The sequence below is a fragment of the Pseudomonas sp. AC070 genome (assembly GCF_979258635.1).
The window spans coordinates 3,334,231-3,353,833 of record NZ_OZ409871.1 but is presented as its reverse complement, the minus strand read 5'-3'; the positions used below and the strand labels follow the sequence as shown (position 1 = coordinate 3,353,833).

The 19,603-nt window shown below is 63.2% G+C and carries 12 protein-coding genes and 1 pseudogene; 11 read left to right on the top strand and 2 right to left on the bottom strand.

Features of this window, described 5'->3' with window-relative positions:
- The first annotated feature begins 16 nt into the window (after positions 1–16).
- The 11 genes and pseudogenes from kdpC (at position 17) to ACZZ0Q_RS14995 (ending at position 14,709) form a co-directional block, all read left to right on the top strand.
- On the top strand, positions 17–568 hold the full coding sequence (gene kdpC, locus ACZZ0Q_RS15045; RefSeq protein ID WP_463541745.1) for a potassium-transporting ATPase subunit KdpC: 552 nt from the start codon (positions 17–19) through the stop codon (positions 566–568).
- A 476-nt stretch (positions 569–1,044) separates the two neighbouring features.
- On the top strand, positions 1,045–3,690 hold the full coding sequence (locus tag ACZZ0Q_RS15040; protein WP_463541746.1) for a DUF4118 domain-containing protein: 2,646 nt from the start codon (positions 1,045–1,047) through the stop codon (positions 3,688–3,690).
- A complete protein-coding gene (locus ACZZ0Q_RS15035; protein ID WP_463541747.1) occupies positions 3,687–4,379 on the top strand; it encodes a response regulator in 693 nt (230 codons plus the stop codon). Before ACZZ0Q_RS15040 ends, ACZZ0Q_RS15035 begins: the two co-directional genes overlap by 4 nt.
- A 110-nt stretch (positions 4,380–4,489) precedes the next feature.
- Positions 4,490–5,611 (top strand): annotated as a pseudogene (locus tag ACZZ0Q_RS15030) (monovalent cation:proton antiporter-2 (CPA2) family protein); the annotation flags it as partial.
- Positions 5,603–6,313 (top strand): NAD-binding protein, encoded by a 711-nt coding sequence (locus ACZZ0Q_RS15025; protein WP_463561026.1) that lies wholly within the window; start codon positions 5,603–5,605, stop codon positions 6,311–6,313. The pseudogene ACZZ0Q_RS15030 and the gene ACZZ0Q_RS15025, both read left to right, overlap by 9 nt.
- A 667-nt stretch (positions 6,314–6,980) precedes the next feature.
- On the top strand, positions 6,981–8,348 hold the full coding sequence (locus tag ACZZ0Q_RS15020) for a glutamine synthetase family protein (protein ID WP_463542319.1): 1,368 nt from the start codon (positions 6,981–6,983) through the stop codon (positions 8,346–8,348).
- Positions 8,349–8,479: 131 nt separating this feature from the next.
- Positions 8,480–9,769 carry an NAD(P)/FAD-dependent oxidoreductase gene (locus ACZZ0Q_RS15015; protein WP_463541749.1) on the top strand — a complete coding sequence of 430 codons (1,290 nt, stop codon included), beginning with the start codon at positions 8,480–8,482 and terminating at the stop codon, positions 9,767–9,769.
- A 295-nt stretch (positions 9,770–10,064) separates the two neighbouring features.
- Complete coding sequence (locus ACZZ0Q_RS15010) at positions 10,065–10,982, top strand: AAA family ATPase (protein ID WP_122497068.1); 918 nt, start codon at positions 10,065–10,067, stop codon at positions 10,980–10,982.
- The gene (locus tag ACZZ0Q_RS15005; RefSeq protein ID WP_463542320.1) at positions 10,979–11,938 is read left to right on the top strand and encodes a DUF58 domain-containing protein; all 960 of its coding nucleotides are present in this window, start codon (positions 10,979–10,981) and stop codon (positions 11,936–11,938) included. The genes ACZZ0Q_RS15010 and ACZZ0Q_RS15005 overlap by 4 nt, the downstream gene beginning before the upstream one ends.
- Positions 11,935–13,929, top strand: a complete 1,995-nt coding sequence (locus tag ACZZ0Q_RS15000) for a transglutaminase TgpA family protein (RefSeq protein ID WP_463541750.1) — start codon at positions 11,935–11,937, stop codon at positions 13,927–13,929. Before ACZZ0Q_RS15005 ends, ACZZ0Q_RS15000 begins: the two co-directional genes overlap by 4 nt.
- A gap of 12 nt (positions 13,930–13,941) precedes the next feature.
- Positions 13,942–14,709, top strand: coding sequence for a CHAD domain-containing protein (locus tag ACZZ0Q_RS14995; RefSeq protein WP_463541751.1), 768 nt, complete (start codon positions 13,942–13,944; stop codon positions 14,707–14,709).
- Between the two features lie 219 nt (positions 14,710–14,928).
- Here ACZZ0Q_RS14995 and ACZZ0Q_RS14990 read toward each other — a convergent pair whose 3' ends face one another.
- Positions 14,929–16,494: a methyl-accepting chemotaxis protein gene (locus ACZZ0Q_RS14990; RefSeq protein ID WP_463541752.1), complete on the bottom strand. Its 1,566-nt coding sequence runs from the start codon at positions 16,492–16,494 to the stop codon at positions 14,929–14,931.
- 180 nt (positions 16,495–16,674) lie between these two features.
- Entirely contained in the window at positions 16,675–19,416 is a 2,742-nt protein-coding gene (gene acnA / locus ACZZ0Q_RS14985) for an aconitate hydratase AcnA (RefSeq protein ID WP_463541753.1), read from the bottom strand.
- Positions 19,417–19,603: the final 187 nt, after the last annotated feature.

The window sequence follows — 19,603 nt, the reverse complement described above, 5'->3', positions numbered from 1 at the left end:
GTTTTGGAGAAGTGAAATGAACAGTTATGTGCGTCCTGCGGTAAGCCTGATTGCCTTGATGACCGTACTGACCGGCGTGGCCTATCCGCTGGCCGTCACCGGCGTGGCCCAACTGGCCTTCGCCGACCAGGCCAACGGCAGCCTGATTCACGACCGACAAGGCCGCCTGCGCGGCTCCAGCCTGATCGCCCAGCCATTTGACGGCGCGCAGTGGTTCCAATCGCGCCCCTCGGCCGGTAGCTTTGCCACCGTCTCCAGCGGCGCCAGCAACCTGGCCCCCAGCAACCCCGCACTGCGCGAACGGGTAGCGGGCGACAGCGAAAAACTCGCCGTGGCCGGGCAGGGCGCTGTGCCGATGGCGCTGGTGACCACCTCCGGCAGCGGCCTGGACCCGGACCTGCCGGTGGCGGCGGCGCAGTACCAGATCGCGCGGATTGCGGCGGCGATGAATATCGATGGCAAGGCGCTTGAACGGTTGATAGAACAGAACGTGAAGCGGCCGCTGATTGGACCGGCGGTGGTGAATGTGCTGGCGTTGAATAGGGTGCTGGCTGGGGAGGGGGAATAGACGTTAGGGTGCGCGGGAATAACGGAGGTTTTTCAGACTTTCACCGTCATCCCCGCGAAGGCGGCGGTCCGACGATTCGGGATCCAGAGTTTCGGATGGACCGGTGTACGTCGCAACATTCTAGATCCCCGCGTGCGCGAGGATGACGGAAGTTTTTCATACGTTCTCCGTCATCCTCGCGAATGCGGCGGTCCGACGATTCGGGATCCAGAATTTCGGATAGATCGGTGTCAGTCGCAACATTCTGGATCCCCGCGTGCGCGAGGATGACGGTGGGAGGGGCGTAAGGCGAAGTACTCCTACACGAATCTATATAAAAACCTCCGTCATCCTCGCGAACGCGGTGGTCCGACAATTCGGGATCCAGAGTTTTGGATGGATCGAAGCAAGTCGCAAAATTCCGGATCCCAAATTGTCGAACCACCGCCTTCGCGGGAATAACGGCAGTAACTAAAGCACCAACCCAACGGAGCCCCATGAGCAACAGCGAACGCGCTGACGCCCTCCTGGCAGCAGTCAACAGCGCCAACGGCCGAGGCCGCCTGAAAGTATTTCTCGGCGCCGCCCCTGGCGTCGGCAAAACCTACGCCATGCTCCAGGCCGCCCAGGCCCAGCTGCGTCAGGGCGTGGACCTGCGAGCCGGCGTGGTGGAAACCCATTCCCGCGCCGAAACCGAAGCCCTGCTGGTGGGCCTGCCGCAGCAACCGCTAAAACGCCTCGATTATCGCGGCATGCAACTCACCGAGCTGGACCTCGACGGCCTGCTGGCAAAACCGCCCAAGCTGGTGCTGGTCGACGAACTCGCCCACACCAACGCCCCCGGCAGCCGCCACGCCAAACGCTGGCAGGACGTGCAAGACCTGCTCGCCGCCGGCATCGACGTGTACACCACCGTCAACGTGCAGCACATCGAAAGCCTCAACGACCAGGTGCAGTCCATCACCGGCGTGCACGTGCGCGAAACCGTGCCCGATTGGGTGCTGCAAGAAGCCTATGAATTGCTGTTGATTGACTTGCCGCCGCGCGAGCTGTTGGAGCGTCTGCGCGACGGCAAGGTGTATGTGCCTGAACAGGCGCGTGCCGCCATTGATGCGTTTTTCAGCCAGACCAACCTCACCGCCCTGCGCGAACTGGCCATGCAAACCGCCGCCGCGCGGGTGGATGCCGACCTTAATCAGGGCTATCGCCAACTGGGCCAGGAAGCGCCAACCGTGCGCGGTCGGTTGCTGGTGGGCATTGATGCCGACGCCCAGGCCGAGCGCCTGGTGCGCCATGCTTGCCGGGTGGCCGAGCGCCGGCATTTGCCCTGGAGTCTGGTGCATGTCGACACCGGCGCCGCCCGTGACGAACAGGCCCGTGCGCGGTTGCAAGCCGCGCAGCAATTGGCCGAGCGCCTGGGCGGCGAAGTGGTGAGTCTGCGTGCCGGCGAGGTGGCCAAAACCCTGATTCAACATGCCGCCGAGCGCCGCGCCAGTCTGATTCTGGTAGGACGCAGCCGTCAGCGCTGGCTCGGTGCCGGCGTCGCGCAGCGCTTGTTGCGCCATGGCGATGGCTTGGAAATCAGCGTGCTCGACAGCGACGCGGTGCCACGCACGCGTACGCTGCGGCCGCGTCATGCGCTGCAACGCGGCGATTATCTGCTGGCCATGGCCGCCACCGCCGTGGCGACGTTGGTGGCCTGGGCCGTGGCGCAGGTGTTGCCGCTGCCGAATATTTCTTTGGTGCTGCTGGCCGCCGTGTTGCTGGTGGCCGTGCGCACCAGTTCCGGCCCGGCTTTGCTGAGCGCGGTGCTGTCATTCCTGGCTTACGACTTCCTGTTTATTCCGCCGCATTTCTCCTTGGCCATTCACCGGCACGAAGATGTGCTGACGCTGCTGTTCTTCCTGCTCATGGCGGCCCTCACCGGCAACCTCGCCGCGCGTCAGCGCCGGCAATTGCGCGCGCTGCGGGAAACCCAGAGTGAAACGGCGGCGCTGCTCGACCTGTCGCGAAAGCTCACCGCCGCCACCGACCGCCAGGCCGTGGTGCTGGCGGCGAGTCAGCAGTTGGCGAGCTGGACCGATGTCGATGTGTGCCTGCTCGGGCGCAGCGACGAGGGCATGTGGAAAGTGGAGGGCGGTGTGTCGCGCCTGCTCAGCGATGCCGAGCGCATGGCCGCCGAATGGGCCTGGCAGCATGATCAGGCCGCCGGCCTGGGCACCGACACCTTGCCGAGCGGGCGGTGGTGGTGGTGGCCGTTGTCCGGCGAAGACGGGCCGCTGCTGCTGCTCGGCGTCAGCCCCAAAGACCAGCAGCCGCTGGCCATGGAGCGTCGGCGTTTGCTCAGCGCCCTGGGTCAGCCGCTGGGGCAGGCACTGGCTCGCGCGCAACTGGCGCAAGACCTGGAAGCCGCACGCCTGCACGGCGAAACCGAACAGCTGCGCAGTGCCTTGCTGGCCTCGGTGTCTCACGACCTACGTACGCCGCTCACGGCCATGCGCGGCGCCATCGACAGTTTGTTGACTCTGGACGGCCAGTTGCCCCACAGCGACCGCATCGAACTGCTGGAAAGTACCCGCGATGAAGCCGAGCGCCTGGACCGCTATATCCAGAACCTGCTCGACATGACCCGACTCGGCCACGGCAGCCTGAAGCTCGCGCGTGACTGGGTGGCGCCGGTCGATATCGTCGCCAGCGCCTTGCAACGTTTGCGGCCGTTGTTGGCGCCGTTGCAAGTGGAAACGGAAGTGCCGGCCGAACTGCCGCTGCTTTGGGTGCACGCGGCGCTGATTGAACAGGCGCTGATCAACGTATTGGAAAACGCCGCACGCTTTTCGCCGGCCCACGGTCGCTTGCGCGTGGCGGTGAGCAGCGATGCCAGTGAGCTGCGCATCAGCGTCAGCGATCAGGGGCCGGGTATTCCCGAGGCCGAGCGGGCGAAGATTTTCGACATGTTCTACACCGCCGTCCGAGGCGACCGGGGCGGGCAGGGCACCGGTTTGGGCCTGGCCATTTGCCAAGGCATGCTCGGCGCCCATGGCGGCCGCGTGACGGTCGGCGACGGTCTGGATGGGCGCGGCGCCAGCTTGACCCTACACTTGCCGCTGCACCCGCAACCGTCTGCCGATAACGACCTCCTATGACCAGCAACCCCAGCACCATTTTGCTTATCGACGACGAGCCGCAGATTCGCAAATTCCTGCGCATCAGCCTCGCCGCGCAGGGCTACAAAGTGATCGAAGCCGCCACCGGCACCGAAGGCCTGGCACAGGCGGCATTGGCCAAGCCGGATTTGCTGGTGCTCGACCTCGGCTTGCCGGACATGGACGGCCAACAGGTGCTCAGCGAGGTGCGCGAGTGGTCGCAGGTGCCGGTGCTGGTGCTGTCGGTGCGCGCAGGCGAGGGCGAGAAGGTCAAGGCGCTGGACAGTGGCGCCAATGACTACGTGACCAAACCGTTCGGCATTCAGGAATTCCTCGCCCGTGTGCGTGCCTTGTTGCGCCACGCTCAAGCCGGCGATGCGCCGCAAGCCTCGGTCAGCGTCGGCCCGTTGACTGTCGACTTCGCCTACCGCCGCGTAACCCTGGACGGCCAGGACATCAGCCTGACCCGCAAGGAATACGCGGTTCTGGCACAACTGGCGCAGCACGCCGGCCGCGTGGTCACCCAGCAGCAACTGCTCAAAGACATCTGGGGCCCCACTCACACCGAAGACACCCACTACCTGCGGGTGGTGGTCGGCCACCTGCGCCAGAAACTCGCCGACGACCCCGCCAACCCGCGCTTTATCAGCACCGAAGCGGGCGTGGGTTACCGCCTGAGCAGCGTCTGAGCCGCGCCTAAAAAAATGCCCGCGTCTGTCGGTCGCCGTGCAGCGACCGGCGTTTTTGCCGATAATCCCCGCCCCCGGCCATAGGTCGATCAAGCAATGGGAGTACGGGCGTGGAGCACGGCGATAGTTTTCTGCAGTCAGGGGTGGTGTTCCTGCTGGCCGCAGTGTTGGTGGTACCACTGGCCAAGCGCCTGCAATTGGGCTCGGTGCTGGGCTACCTGCTCGCCGGTGTGCTGATCGGCCCGTCGGTGTTGGGGCTGATCGGCCAGCCGCAAAGCGTTGCGCAAATTTCCGAACTCGGGGTGGTGTTGCTGCTGTTTATCATCGGCCTCGAACTGTCGCCGCGTCGGCTGTGGGTGATGCGCAAATCGGTGTTCGGCGTCGGCCTCGCGCAGGTGGCGTGCAGCGCCTTGTTAATCGGCGGCATCGCCTATGCATTTTTCGATCAGGCCTGGAACAGCGCGGTAATTCTTGGCTTGGGCCTGGCCTTGTCCTCCACCGCGTTCGGGCTGCAAATTCTTGCCGAACGCAAGGAACTGAACAAACCCCACGGCCGCCTGGCCTTCGCCATTCTGCTGTTTCAAGACATCGCCGCCATTCCGCTGATCGCCCTGATTCCCTTGCTCGGCAGCGCCCACCACGGCACCTCGGCCGGCGAGGAAGTGAGCCAGGTGGTGAAAATCATCATCAGCATTGCCATCGTCGTGGTCGGCGGCCGCTACCTGCTGCGCCCGGTGTTCCGCGTGGTGGCCAAAACCGGCTTGCGCGAAGTGTCCACCGCTACCGCCTTGCTGGTGGTGCTGGGCACCGCCTGGCTGATGGAACTGGCAGGTATTTCCATGGCCCTCGGCGCATTCCTCGCCGGGCTGCTGCTGGCCGATTCCGAATACCGCCATGAGCTCGAAGCTCAGATCGAACCGTTCAAAGGCTTGCTGCTCGGCTTGTTCTTTATGAGCGTGGGCATGACCGCCGACTTCGCTTTGCTGATGCACGAACCCTGGGTGGTGCTGGGCTTCACCGCCATTCTGATTTGCGCCAAGTTGCCGCTGCTGTTCGCCATCGGCCGTTGGCTGGGCGAGCTGGATCGCCGCGCCGCGTTGTCGCTAGCCGTGGTGCTGGCGGCCGGCGGGGAATTTGCTTTTGTGGTGTTCAACATGGCGCACCAGAACGGCCTGTTCAGCGACCGCCTGCTGGGGCTGGTGGTGCTCTCGATCACGCTGTCGATGGCTATCACACCGCTGTTGCTGCTGGCCATCGCCGCGCTGTGCAAACCGCAGCCGGTGCCCGAGCGTGAAGCGCCCGAGGAATACAGCCAGTTCGACGCCGACGCCCCGCGCGTGGTGATCGCCGGCATGGGCCGCATGGGCCAGATCATCGCCCGCGTACTGCGCGCCCAGCGCGTGCGATTCGTGGCGCTGGACACCTCGGTGGAAAGCGTCGAATACCAGCGCAGCCTTGGCAGCATGTCGATCTTCTACGGCGACCCGCTGCGCCCGGAAATTCTCCATGCCGCCCATGTCGACAAGGCAGAGCTGTTTATCGTCGCCACCGACGACCCGGAAACCAACATCGAAACCGCGCGCCTGGTGCGCAAGTTGTACCCGCACCTGAAAGTCATCGCCCGCGCCCGCAACCGCCAGCACGTGCACCATTTGGTCGACCTGGAAGCCACCGCCGTGCGCGAAACCTTCCACTCCAGCCTGGAAATGGGCCGCCTGATTTTGCTGCAGCTGGGGCTCACCAACGAACAAGCCGAAGCCCGCATCCGCCGCTTCCAACGCCACGACGAAGAGGTGCTGCGCCAACAACACTTGGTTTACAACGACGCGGCGAAAGTGAACCAGACAGCGCGCGAGGCGCGGGCGGAATTGGAGAACTTGTTTGAGGCGGACTTGATAGAAGAGCGGGCGGCGGTGCGGGGGGAGTTGTCTTAAGGGCCGGTGCAGTTCGGAATGCAGAACTTCGGAAGAATCGCATTTTCCCTGACAGATACTGGATCCCCGCGTTCGCGAGGATGACGGACGTTTTTCCTGCTGGCTGGGTGTCGACCGACGCACTGCTGGAGTACGAGAATCGCAAACAAAACACCCGTCATTCCCGCGCAGGCGGGAATCCAGTATTTCGGAGGAATCGCATTTCCCTGACAGATACTGGATCCCGAATTGTCGGACCACCGCCTTCGCGAGGATGACGGAGGGTTTGAGGGCTGACTCAGTTTCGCCTGACGAATCGCAGGAGTACGACTCCCCCAAACAAAACACCCGCCTTCGCCAATGTTTACCCCACCCAAAACTAAACATACTCAGATTTGAATTTAACCCCCCATCCCCCTTATGTGACTCTCCCAGGCATCTGTTTACAGAGCCTTTCTTTTGAGCACTTCGCTTCCCATCGAACTGGCATTCTGGGCCTTGTGGCACTGCCGCCATGCCCGTCCGCCAGACGCCGCTTCTCTCTGATCGGGCCTTTGCCCGCTACGTGCCCCGCGCACGTTTCCTGTATCGCCAGCGCCCAGCCGAACGCCAACAGAAGTGGCGGTTCGCCCGCGCCTGGCTGATTGCCCAACGCCGTGGCGCTGGGCGCCAATCAAGAGAACGCCCCATGAGTTTTGCCGATCCGCAAGAAGCCCAAACGTTTCTGCAACAGAACCCCGATATCGAGATGTTCGAGCTGTTCATCATCGACAACAACGGCGTGCCGCGCGGCAAGTTGTTGCACCGCGACGAGTTGATGGCTGTGTACGAAACCGGCCGGCCGCTGCCCAGCACTATTCTGGGCCTGAGCATTAACGGCGATGACGTGGAAAACTCCGGGCTGGTCTGGGACGTGGGCGATATCGATTGCCGCGCCTACCCGGTGGCCGGCAGCCTGACGCGCTTGCCATGGCGCCTGATGCCCACCGCCGCCGTGCAAGTCAGCATGCACAGCGGGCAGGGCATGCCGGCAGCGGTGGCCGACCCGCGCCGCTTGCTGGAAAAGGTGATTAACGAGCTGCAAGCCGACGGCTATTACCCGGTCATGGCGGCCGAGTTGGAGTTCTACCTGCTCGACCAGAAACGCGACGCCCATGGCCGTCCGCAACCGGCGCTGGATGCCGATGGTGGTCGGCCTTACAGCACCCAGGTTTACGGCTTGCGTGAGCTGGAGCAGATCGAACCGTTCCTCGCCGACCTGTACGCCGCCTGCAAAGCCCAAGGCATTCCGGCGCGCACGGCGATATCCGAATACGCGCCCGGCCAGGTGGAAATCACCCTGGAACACCGCACCGATGCCCTGCAAGCCATGGACGAAGCGGTGCGCTACAAACGGCTGGTCAAAGGCGTGGCCCACAAGCACGGCATGAGCGCCTGCTTTATGGCCAAACCCTTCGACCATATCGCCGGCACCGGCATGCATATGCACGTCAGCATTGCTGATAAACAGGGCAACAACCTGTTCGCCAGCGAAGCCCCGGACGGCACGCCGCTGCTGAAACAGGCGGTGGCCGGCATGCTGTCGACGTTGCTCGATTCGCTGCTGTTCTTCTGCCCGAACGCCAACTCTTATCGCCGCTTCCAGGCCAACAGCTACGCGCCGCTGGCGCCGACCTGGGGTGTCGATAACCGCACCGTCAGCCTGCGTGTGCCAGGCGGTCCGGCCAATAGCCGGCACATCGAACACCGCATTTGCGGCGCCGACGCCAACCCGTATCTGGCAGCGGCGGCGATTCTGGCCGGCATCCATCGCGGCATTCGCGAACAACTCGACCCCGGCGCGCCGATTGAAGGCAACGGCTACGCCCAAGCCACCGACGTGCTGCCCACCGACTGGCTGACCACCCTGCGCGCCCTGGAGAAATCCGCTTGGGCGCGAGACGCGCTGGGCGAAGACTTCTTGCGTGTGTACCTGGCGGTAAAGAACGCCGAATACCGCCAATTCATGGGCGAAGTGGGCGAGCAAGACTGGCGCTGGTACCTGCAACAGGCCTGATTAATTTTTACCGTCGAGCCGACGCCGAACCCGTAACAGCCATCTCTCTGGCGAAGCACTTCAAGCAACCGCTTCGCGAGCGAGCTGGCCCCTACAGGACCGCGCAACGGCCGAGAGATCTGGATGACCTTATGACTTCGCAACGCAGCAATTCCTACTACACCGCCACGCTCAACGAAGAAACCAATTACCCGCGCCTGGAAGGCGAAGTGCGCGTGGACGTGGCCATTATCGGCGGCGGTTTCACCGGCGTTTCCACAGCGCTGGAACTGGCCGAGCGCGGTCTGAGAGTGGCGATTATCGAAGCGAAAAAAATCGGCTGGGGCGCCACCGGGCGCAACGGCGGGCAAGTAACCGGCAGCCTGTCGGGCGATGAAGCGATGCGCAAACAGATGCGCGCCAAGCTCGGCGATGACGTCGACGACTTCATCTGGAACCTGCGCTGGCGCGGCCACGAAATCATCAAAAAGCGCGTCGAGAAGTACAACATCCAGTGCGACCTCAAGCACGGCCATTTGCACGCCGCCTACAAACCCAGCCACATGGACGGCTTGCGCGCTAACTACGACGAAGCCGTGCGCCGGGGAATGGGCGATGACGTGCGCATGGTCAGTGCCGCCGAAATGCCCAGCCTGCTGGAAACCAACATCTACCACGGCGCGCTGCACAACCGCCGCAACATGCACGTGCACTCGCTGAACCTGTGCCTGGGCGAAGTGCGAGCGGCTGAAAGCCTGGGCGCCGTGGTGTTCGAAAACTCCCCCGTGGTCGACATCATCCACGGCGACGTGCCCGTGGTGGTCACCGAGCACGGCCGCGTCGTCGCCAACTCGGTGATCCTCGCTGGCAACGCCTACCACAAGCTGGAAAAACGCAAGTTGGCCGGCATGATCTTCCCGGCCTCCGGCGGCATCGTCGTCACCGAACCGCTGGGCGAGGAGGTGGCCGCCAAGCTCAACCCGCAAGACCTGGCGGTTTACGACTGCCGCTTCGTGCTCGATTACTACCGCATGACCGCTGACAAACGCTTGCTCTTTGGGGGCGGCGCCAACTATTCGGGCCGCGACTCGCGCGACATCGCCGGCGAACTGCGCCCGGCCATCGAACACACCTTCCCGCGTTTGAAAGGCGTGAAAATCGACTTCCAGTGGAGCGGCATGATGGGCATCGTCATCAACCGCATTCCGCAGCTCGGCAAGCTGTCGAAAAACGTCTGGTATGCGCAGGGCTACTCGGGGCACGGCGTGGCGACGACACATATCGTCGGCGAAATCATGGCCAACGCGGTGACCGGTTCCCTGGAAAAGTTCGACACCTTTGCCGGGGTCAGCCATATCCGCCTGCCGTTTGGCGACTGGGTGGGCAATCAGATGCTGGCGGTCGGCATGTGGTACTACCAGATGCTTGAGCGGTTGCGTTGAGGCCGAGGGCCGCTGGTTCTGATCCGCGCTCCTGTACGAGCGGCTTCAGCCGCGATGGCGTTGATCGGTTTGCGCATGTGCTGAAAAACGGCGGGCGAAATATGTTCCGCTCGAAAAGCCCAGCCCACGATCAAAACCCATAGAGCCAGTTACCGCAGCTGACGTCGGCAGCGTATTGCCCATGATGTGCGCCACTGCGCACATCACCGCTCAATACGTCAGCAAAGGTTGCAGAACCTTTGCCATCACGCCACACCCCGGTAGCATCCGGGGTTCGTGGATTACGGGGTGACGCATGCTTACCAAACTCGACGCCTGCCTGAATGCAGTCAATCAAATCCTGCTTGGCAAGGAACCCCAGGTTCGCCTGGCGCTGACCTGCTTATTGGCGCGAGGCCATTTGCTGATCGAAGACTTGCCCGGCATGGGCAAGACCACGCTCAGTCATGCGCTGGCCAATGTGCTGGGCTTGAACTTTCAACGCATTCAGTTCACCTCCGATTTGCTCCCCGGCGACATTCTTGGCACCTCGGTCTTCGATAAAGACAGCGGCCTTTTTGTGTTCCATCCGGGGCCGATTTTTGCCGAGCTGGTGCTGGCCGATGAGATCAACCGCGCCACCCCGAAAAGTCAGAGCGCGCTGCTGGAGGCAATGGAGGAAGGGCAGGTGACCATCGAGGGCGCGACGCGGCCACTGCCGGAGCCGTTCTTTGTGATTGCCACGCAAAACCCGGTCAGCCAGGGCGGCACCTTTGCGTTGCCCGAGTCGCAACTGGACCGGTTTCTGATGCGTTTGTCGTTGGGCTATCCGGCCAAGGCGGCGGAAAAGGCCCTTTTGCTCGGCGAAGCGCGTCGGGAGATGTTGCCACGTTTGGATGCGGTGCTCAGTCATCAACAACTCGCCGAGTTGCAAGCCGAAGTGCCCAAGGTGCGCGCCAGCGATGCGCTGGTGGATTACGTGCTGCGCTTGGTTGAAGCCACGCGCACGCAGCCGCAATTTGCCTGGGGCTTGTCGCCACGGGCGAGCCTGGCGCTGTTGGCGGCAGCGCGCGCCTGGGCCTTTCTGGCGCAGCGCGATTATGTGATTCCCGAAGATGTACAGGCGGTGCTGCCTTCGGTGGTCGGTCACCGTTTGCGTGAGCGCGCCGACCCGGCCGGACACGGCGGCGGCGCGTTGGTGCAGTGGTTGCTACGCGAAGTGCCCGCGCTCTGATGGCAATGCTCAAGCAGCGTTGGCAGCGCTGGCTGCACCGTCGTATTCCACCGGCCAACAGCGTGCTGCTGACCCAACGGCGGATTTTTATCATCCCCACGCGCATCGGCGCCGCGTTTGGCTTGGCGCTGTTTTTGATGCTGATGGCCGGCGTCAATTACCAGAACAGCCCGGCGTATGGCCTGACCTTTTTGCTCGCGGCGGTGTTCGTGATCGCCATTCTTCATACCTACCGAAACCTGGCCGGCCTGACGTTGCACGCGGCCGGCGGCCGTCCGGTGTTTGTCGGCGAGCAAGCGACGTTCCGGGTGCGCCTGAGCAGCAACGGCCGCGTGCACCAGTCCATCGCCCTGGGGTGGCCGCCGCAGGAGTTGCAGCGTTTCGACGTGAGCGCCGATGGCATCGCTGAAAGTGAGATAACCGTGCCGGCCATCCGCCGGGGCTGGCTGCGACCTGGCCGGCTGCGGGTGGAAAGCCGCTTTCCGCTGGGCATATTGGTGGCGTGGAGCCAAGTGGACCTGGACCAGGCGCTGTTGGTTTATCCACGCCCCTTGCCCGGCGAGTTGCCGCTGGTGGCCGGTATCAAAGACGACGATGACGACGACGGCGCCCGCGCCGTTGGCCAGGGTGCGGATGACTTCCAGGGCCTAAAGACCTATCAGCCGGGCGACTCGAAACGGCGTCTGCACTGGAAGGCCTATTCCCGTGGCCAAGGCCTGCTGGTGAAGGATTTTGCCAGCCTGACCGGGCGCGACCTGTGGCTGGATTTCGACGAATTACAGGGCGACAGTGAAATGCGCCTGTCGCTGCTGTGCCACTGGGTGTTGGCGTTTTCGGAGCGTCAGCAACCCTTTGCCTTGCGCTTGCCCGGTTCGGTGCATGGCCCGGACATCGGCGAAACCCACCGCGAAGCCTGCCTGCGCGCCCTGGCGCTGTACGGGGAGGGCGGGCAATGAGCGCCGCGCAAGCGATTCCGCGCATCAGCCTGTTGTGGCTGCTGGTGGCGCAGGTGCTGGTGATCGTTCCGCACCTGGAGCACATGCCGCTGTGGATCATTGCCTTGTGGCTGGTGTGCGCTGGCTGGCGCGTGCAGATCTACCGCATGCGCGCGCAATATCCGGCGACCTGGCTGAAGTCTGGGCTCACGGTTGGGATTGTCGGCGGGGTGTTTTTATCGCGCGGCAGCCTGATCGGGCTGGACGCTGGGGTGGTGCTACTGATCGCCGCGTTTATTTTGAAGCTGGTGGAAATGCGCACCCGCCGCGATGCGTTGGTGCTGATCTTGTTGGGCTTCTTCGCGGTGGTCACGGTGTACCTGTTCGACGACCGCATGACCACGGTGGCCTTCACCTTGCTGCCGGTCGCCGGCTTGCTGGCCGCGCTGATTGGCTTGCAACAAAGCCCGCAACAACAAACCCCGTGGCCCCCGCTGCGCCTGGCCGGTAGCTTGCTGCTGCAGGCCGTGCCGCTGATGCTGCTGCTGTTTCTGTTTTTTCCACGCTTCGGGCCGCTGTGGTCGCTGCCTATGCCGGATCAGCGCGGCATAACCGGGCTGTCAGACAGCATGGCGCCTAACGATATCGCCGAGCTGAGCCGCTCCGATGCGCTGGCTTTTCGCGCCAGTTTTGAGGGCACACCACCGCCGCGTAATCAGCAGTATTGGCGCGCGCTGACCATGGATAAGTTCGAGGGCCGGCGCTGGTCGCAATCTTCGGAGGTGCGCTGGGCTCCCGCACCGCCGTGGACGCGAGCAGGCGAACCGCTGCGATATCGCATCGTCATGGAAGCGAGCGGCAAGCCATGGTTATTCGGGCTCGACCTGGCCACCACCGACCTTGAACTGACACGGCAAATGAGTGACTTCCGTCTGGAGCGCGGCGAGCCGGTGGATAAAACCCTGGTCTATACCGTGACGTCCTGGCCACAAGCGCTGCGTGAACCGCAGGCGAACAAACGGGCATTGCAGCGTGCATTGCAACTGCCCGCTGACGGCAATCCGCGCAGCCGCGAATGGGCGCAGCAGCTCTCGGCGCAATACCCGGACGAACAAGCTCGGGTGCAAGCCGTGCTGCGCCATTTCAACCGTGAGCCGTATTTCTACACCCTGCGGCCACCGGAAGTGGGCGAGAACAGCATCGACGATTTCCTCTTCACCACGCGCCGTGGTTTCTGCGAGCACTACGCGGGCGCCACGGCGTTTGTGCTGCGCGCGGCCGGAATTCCGGCGCGGGTGGTGGCCGGTTATCAGGGTGGCGAGCTGAATCCGGCGGGTAACTACATTCAGGTGCGCCAGTTCGACGCCCATGCCTGGGTCGAATACTGGCGCGAAGGCGTGGGCTGGACAGTTATCGATCCGACCTTTCAGGTGGCGCCCGAGCGCATTGAACAAGGTCTGGAACAGGCGCTGGCCAGCGAGCAGAGCTTTCTTGAAAGCACACCGCTGTCGCTGCTGCGTTACCGCCATATCAGTTGGCTCAACGAACTACGCCTGAGCTGGGAAAACCTTAATTACGGCTGGCAGCGCTGGGTGCTGGATTACCAGCAGGGCACGCAACTGGAAGTGTTGCAGCGCTGGTTTGGTCGCCTTGATTCGCGCGATTTTCTCGTGGGTCTGGTCGGCGGCGGCGCGTTGGTGTTGACGCTGATTGGTCTGTGGCTGTTCAAACCCTGGCGCCGTGAGCGCGATGTGCAGCAGCGCCTTTATCAACGCTTCGAACGCCTGCTGGCCCGCCATGGCGTTCGGCGTTTGCCGGCCGAAGGCGCGCGCGCATTTGCCGAGCGCGCTGCGTTGGCGTTGCCCGAACAGGGGGAGTCCGTTCGCGCTTTTGCCGATGCTTTTGAGGCGCAGCGCTATGGCGGTAAGCCCGTCGCGCCCGAGCAGTTGCAGCACCACTTGCGAACCTTGCGCCGCGCATTGCCGATGCGCTGGTTGCAGCGTGATGACTAGATAAGGTTGCCCATGTCTGAATTTATCGATGCCCTGATCGCCCGGGTTGTGCAGTTGGAAGTCAATTTGCTCGCCGGCCGCGAGCGCATGGCGGCCGCCACGGATGACGAAGCCCTGCACGACGTGCGCATTGCCGTGCGCAAGCTGCGCAGCCTGTTACGACCGTTTCGCAAGATTATCGAACACGACCCGTTGGTGGCCGCCGCTGCGGCGGTAGGGCGCATGAGCAGCCCGGTGCGCGACAGCGAAGTGCTGCTGGCCGAGTTGCGCCGTCATCCGGGCATGGAGGCGGTGGTGGCTCGTCGCGAACGCGAGTTGCCGGCGCAGTATCAGCAGTTATTGGGCAGTACTGAGGCCCTGCGCTTACAGCACGCGCTGGACCTGTGGCCCTCATTCTTTCGTCAAACGTTGCATGACGTGGCGCCCGACCATTTGAAAGGCTACGTCCGTCGTCAGCTACGAAAGGAAAGCGAGCGGTTGAGCATGGCTATGGCCGATCCGGCCCATGATCGGCATCGGCTGCGGATTCTGATCAAACGGGTGCGCTATTGCGCGGACACGTACCCGCAGTTGGCGGGTGTGTCGGCCAAACAGGTGAAAGCACTGCGGCGTGCGCAGAACGCGTTGGGCGCTTGGCATGACCGGCTGCAATGGCTGGCACGGGCGGAGCAGGAGGCGGAGTTGGCGCCGTTGGTGGGGGTTTGGCGGGCGGAGCTGGCGGAGGCGCAAGGGCGTTCGGATGGGGCGTTGGAGGAGTTGGGGAAGGTGTTTGGGGGGTAGGTTTTTGTATCGGGTTGCTTCGTATCGCGCCTGGCTTCAGATACTGGATCCCCGCGTTCGCGAGGATGACGGGTGTTTGTATTGAGATGGGAGTCTGCTTTCGCGCAATGGCCCAAAGATCTAAATCCAAACCCCCGTCATTCCCGCGAAAGCGGGAATCCAGTATCTGAAGCCTAACGCCGTATGAAGCAAGGCGAGAGTCCCAAAAGAGCCCCAACCCTACCGATTAAACCGCTCCACCAACGCCGACTGCCGCTGCGCGGTCACCGTCAATTCGCGGCTCAACTGCGCCGTGTTCTGCGCTTCCCCGGAAGTCTGGTCCGCCAGCTGAGCAATGGTGGTGATGTTCTGGTTGATCTCATCCGCCACCGCGCTTTGCTCTTCAGCCGCGGCTGCAATCTGGTCAGCCATGTCGGCAATATTGGCCACCGCTTCGCTGATGCCGACCAATGCCTGGTCGGCTTTGAGCACACGTTCCACGCCTTCGTCGGCTTGCTTGCGGCCGATTTCCATGGTCAGCACGGCTTCTTCAGCGGTGCGTTGCAGCTTGGCGATCAGTTGGTGAATTTGCCCGGTTGATTCGGCGGTGCGTTGGGCCAGCGATCGCACTTCGTCGGCGACCACGGCAAAACCACGGCCCATTTCACCGGCACGCGCGGCTTCGATAGCGGCGTTGAGGGCGAGCAGGTTGGTTTGGTCGGCGATGCCTTTGATCACGTCGACCACGCCGCCGATTTCGTTGCTGTCTTGCGCCAGGCGCGTGACGGTTTCGCCGGTTTCGCCTACAGAAACGGACAAACGCTGAATCGCTTCGCGGGTTTCGCCGGCAATGCTGCGGCCCTCGCCGGTCAGGCGGTTGGCTTCCTGGGTGGCGATGGCGGTGCGCGCTACGTTGCTGGCTACTTCCAGCGTGGTGGCGGCCATTTCGTTGACGGCGGTGGCCACCTGTTCGGTTTCCACGCGCTGGCGCTCCAGCCCTTTGGAGCTGTTCTGCGCCAGTGTGTCGGCCTGGCGCGCTTGTTCGGTCAGGTGCTCGGCGCTGTCTTGCAGGCGGGTGAGGCAGGTTTTCAGGCGCGCTTCCTGGCTAAGCATGGCCAGTTCCAACTGCGCCTGCGGGCCGCGGCTGTCGGTGTACATGGTGGCGATCAGCGGGTCGGAGTTGCTTTGTTCGGCGAGTTTGAGCAGGCGGCGCAGGCCGCGTTGCTGCCAGTTCAGGCCCAGCAAGCCCAGCGGTACGGAAAGCGCCGCTGCGGCGAGGAAGCCCCAGTGGAAGTCGAGCCAGGCGCCCATCACGAAGCCAATCTGGCTGATCAGAATGAACGGCACCCAGTTCTGCAGAACGGGCAGCCAGACGTTGCTCGCCGGCACCGCTGCGCTGCCGCTGTTGATGCGCTGATACAGCGCCTCGGCGCGACGGATCTGTTCGGCGGTGGGCTTGACGCGTACTGACTCAAAACCGATGACTTGGCTGTTTTCCAGCACCGGCGTGACGTAGGCGTTCACCCAGTAATGGTCGCCACTGGCGCAACGGTTTTTAACGATGCCCATCCACGGACGACCGGATTTCAGCGTCGTCCACATATGCGCAAACACCGCCGGCGGCACGTCGGGGTGGCGCACCATGTTGTGCGGTGAACCCACCAGTTGCTCGCGGGAATAGCCGCTGATTTCCACGAACGCGTCGTTGGCGTAAGTGATTTCGCCTTTAAGGTCGGTGGTGGAGATCAGGCGCTGCTGAGCGGGGAAAGTACGTTCACGTTGAGTGACGGGCTGATTGTTGCGCATGGGGCGAATATCCGTAATGTCCGTGCCGTTCTGATCGGCCGCTGTCGGGCAAAGTTGAGAAGAATTTTCCTACAACCCTTTCGGGCGCAGTGTAACCAGATTTGAACTGGCGCACAGTTTTCACGGGGCCGGACGGCGCCGCGCCCCATGCGCAACGCCGCCGGCTAGAGCCTGCCGGGGTCAGGCAGCGATCAATTGCCGCAGCACGTAATGGAGAATGCCGCCGGCGCGGAAGTACTCCACTTCGTTGAGCGTATCGATGCGGCACAGCACCTCGAATTGCTCCTGTTTGCCGTCCTCGCGGGTGAGCGTGATGGGCAGGCGCATCGAGGTTTTCAGCTCCACATTATCGAGCCCGCCGATGCTCAGGGTTTCTTTGCCAGTGAGGCCAAGGGCCTTGCGGTCTTGCCCTTCAAGGAACTGCAACGGCAGCACGCCCATGCCCACCAGGTTGGAGCGGTGGATACGCTCGAAGCTTTCCGCCAGCACGGCTTTTACGCCCAGCAGGTTGGTGCCCTTGGCGGCCCAGTCGCGGGACGAACCGGTGCCGTATTCCTTACCGGCCACCACCACCAGCGGTGTGCCTTCTTCTTGGTAGCGCATGGCCGCGTCGTAGATCGCCAGCTTCTCGCCGCTGGGCACGTGCAGGGTGTTGCCGCCTTCTTCGCCGCCGAGCATTTCGTTGCGGATGCGGATGTTGGCGAACGTGCCGCGCATCATCACTTCGTGGTTGCCGCGCCGCGAGCCGTAGGAGTTGAAGTCTTGCGGCTCTACGCCTTTGTCGCGCAGGTAACGGCCGGCCGGGCTGCTGGCTTTGATGTTGCCGGCCGGGGAGATGTGGTCGGTGGTTACCGAGTCGCCGAGCAGGGCAAGAATGCGGGCGTTGTTGACGTTGCCGATTTTCGGCGGTGCCTGGTCGATGGCTTCGAAGAACGGCGGATGCTGGATGTAGGTGGAGTCGTTTTGCCAGGCGTAGGTGTCGGCGTCCGGCACCTGAATGGCCTGCCACTTTTCATCGCCGGCAAACACTTCGGCGTATTCCTTGTGGAACATGGCGGTGTCGACTTTCTGCACGGCCTCGGCGATTTCCGCCTGGCTTGGCCAGATGTCGCGCAGGTACACGGGCTGGCCGTCTTTGCCGGTGCCGAGCGGGTCTTCGCTGAGGTTGGTGCGCACCGTGCCGGCCAGGGCATAGGCGACCACCAGCGGCGGCGAGGCCAGCCAGTTGGTTTTCACCAGCGGGTGAACGCGGCCCTCGAAGTTGCGGTTGCCCGACAGCACCGAGGCGACGGTGAGGTCCGCTTGCTGAATGGCTTTCTCGATCGGCTCGGGCAACGGCCCGGAGTTGCCGATGCAGGTGGTGCAGCCGTAGCCGACCAGATCGAAGCCCAGGGCGTCGAGGTATTCGGTCAGGCCTGCTGCGGCGTAGTAGTCGGTGACCACTTTCGAGCCCGGCGCCAACGAGCTTTTTACCCAGGGTTTACGTTGCAGTCCTTTTTCCACGGCTTTTTTAGCCAGCAGACCGGCCGCCATCATCACGCTGGGGTTGGAGGTGTTGGTGCACGAGGTGATGGCCGCAATCACCACGGCGCCGTGTTTCAGGTGATGGGTTTCGCCATTGAACTCATAGGAAACGTCGCCCGCATTGGCGCCGTCGTTAATCGCGGTGCCGCCACCGCCTTCGCTGAGCAGCCGACCTTCTTCGGTGCTGGCTGGTTTCATTTGCAGGCCGAGGAAGTCGTCGAACGCTTTGCTCACAGCGGGCAGGGCGACGCGGTCTTGCGGGCGTTTGGGGCCGGCGAGGCTGGCTTCGACGGTGCCCATGTCCAGCGCCAGGGTGTCGGTAAACACCGGCTCGTGGCCTGGTTCACGCCATAGGCCTTGGGCTTTGCTGTAAGCCTCGACCAGCGCCACGGTGGCGTCCGGCCGGCCGGACAAGCGCAGGTAGCCAAGGGTGATGTCGTCCACCGGAAAGAAGCCGCAGGTGGCGCCGTATTCGGGGGCCATGTTGGCGATGGTGGCACGGTCGGCCAGGGGCAGGGTGGCCAGGCCGTCGCCATAAAACTCGACGAATTTCCCCACCACGCCTTTTTTACGCAACATTTGCGTGACGGTGAGCACCAGGTCGGTGGCGGTGATGCCTTCTTTCAACTGACCGCTGAGCTTGAAGCCGATCACTTCGGGAATCAGCATCGACACTGGCTGGCCGAGCATCGCCGCTTCCGCCTCAATGCCGCCCACGCCCCAGCCGAGCACGCCGAGGCCGTTGATCATGGTGGTGTGTGAGTCGGTGCCGACCAGGGTGTCGGGGAAGGCGAATGTGTGGCCGTCTTCTTCTTTGGTCCACACCGTGCGGCCGAGGTATTCCAGGTTCACTTGGTGGCAGATGCCGGTGCCAGGCGGCACTACGCTGAAGTTATCGAAGGCGTTCTGGCCCCAGCGCAGGAACGCGTAGCGCTCGCCGTTACGCTGCATTTCGATTTCCACGTTTTGCTCGAAAGCGCTGGCGTCGGCGAATTTGTCGACCATCACCGAGTGGTCGATCACCAGGTCAACCGGCGACAGCGGATTGATCTTCTGCGGGTCGCCGCCGGCCTTGGCCATGGCGGCGCGCATGGCGGCCAGGTCGACCACCGCGGGCACGCCGGTGAAGTCTTGCATCAACACCCGGGCGGGGCGGTACTGAATTTCGCGCTCGGAACTACGGCTTTTCAGCCAGTCGGCCAGGGCTTGCACATCGCTGCGGGTGACGGTTTTGTCGTCTTCCCAACGCAGCAGGTTCTCCAGCAGCACTTTTAGCGACATGGGCAGTTTGTCGATATTGCCCAGTGCTTTCGCGGCTTCCGGGAGGCTGAAGTAGTCATAGGTTTTGTCGCCAACCTGCAGGCGCTGGCGGCTGTTGAAACTGTTCAGGGACGGCATGCTCATCTCCAAATGGGGCTACACGGTAGGGGCCCGGTGCGCAGTTAACCTGCGTCGTAGTCGGTTGCGGCGCACACATACAGCTCTAGCCTAGCTGGCGCAGCGGCTTTCGCTTGGTGCCCAGGGACCTTTCAACTGACTGCCCTTGAGCGCTTGCGGTTCCAACTCGGCTATCATGCGCGCCCTG

What these genes read in the sequence shown, in the direction of transcription:
- ACZZ0Q_RS15020 (WP_463542319.1), top strand. Translation starts at nt 6,981, where the DNA reads ATGAGTTTTGCCGATCCGCAAGAAGCCCAAACGTTTCTGCAACAGAAC.
- ACZZ0Q_RS14990 (WP_463541752.1), bottom strand. Translation starts at nt 16,494, where the DNA reads ATGCGCAACAATCAGCCCGTCACTCAACGTGAACGTACTTTCCCCGCT.
- ACZZ0Q_RS15025 (WP_463561026.1), top strand. Translation starts at nt 5,603, where the DNA reads ATGGCTATCACACCGCTGTTGCTGCTGGCCATCGCCGCGCTGTGCAAA.
- kdpC (WP_463541745.1), top strand. Translation starts at nt 17, where the DNA reads ATGAACAGTTATGTGCGTCCTGCGGTAAGCCTGATTGCCTTGATGACC.
- ACZZ0Q_RS14995 (WP_463541751.1), top strand. Translation starts at nt 13,942, where the DNA reads ATGTCTGAATTTATCGATGCCCTGATCGCCCGGGTTGTGCAGTTGGAA.
- ACZZ0Q_RS15035 (WP_463541747.1), top strand. Translation starts at nt 3,687, where the DNA reads ATGACCAGCAACCCCAGCACCATTTTGCTTATCGACGACGAGCCGCAG.
- acnA (WP_463541753.1), bottom strand. Translation starts at nt 19,416, where the DNA reads ATGCCGTCCCTGAACAGTTTCAACAGCCGCCAGCGCCTGCAGGTTGGC.
- ACZZ0Q_RS15040 (WP_463541746.1), top strand. Translation starts at nt 1,045, where the DNA reads ATGAGCAACAGCGAACGCGCTGACGCCCTCCTGGCAGCAGTCAACAGC.
- ACZZ0Q_RS15010 (WP_122497068.1), top strand. Translation starts at nt 10,065, where the DNA reads ATGCTTACCAAACTCGACGCCTGCCTGAATGCAGTCAATCAAATCCTG.
- ACZZ0Q_RS15000 (WP_463541750.1), top strand. Translation starts at nt 11,935, where the DNA reads ATGAGCGCCGCGCAAGCGATTCCGCGCATCAGCCTGTTGTGGCTGCTG.
- ACZZ0Q_RS15015 (WP_463541749.1), top strand. Translation starts at nt 8,480, where the DNA reads ATGACTTCGCAACGCAGCAATTCCTACTACACCGCCACGCTCAACGAA.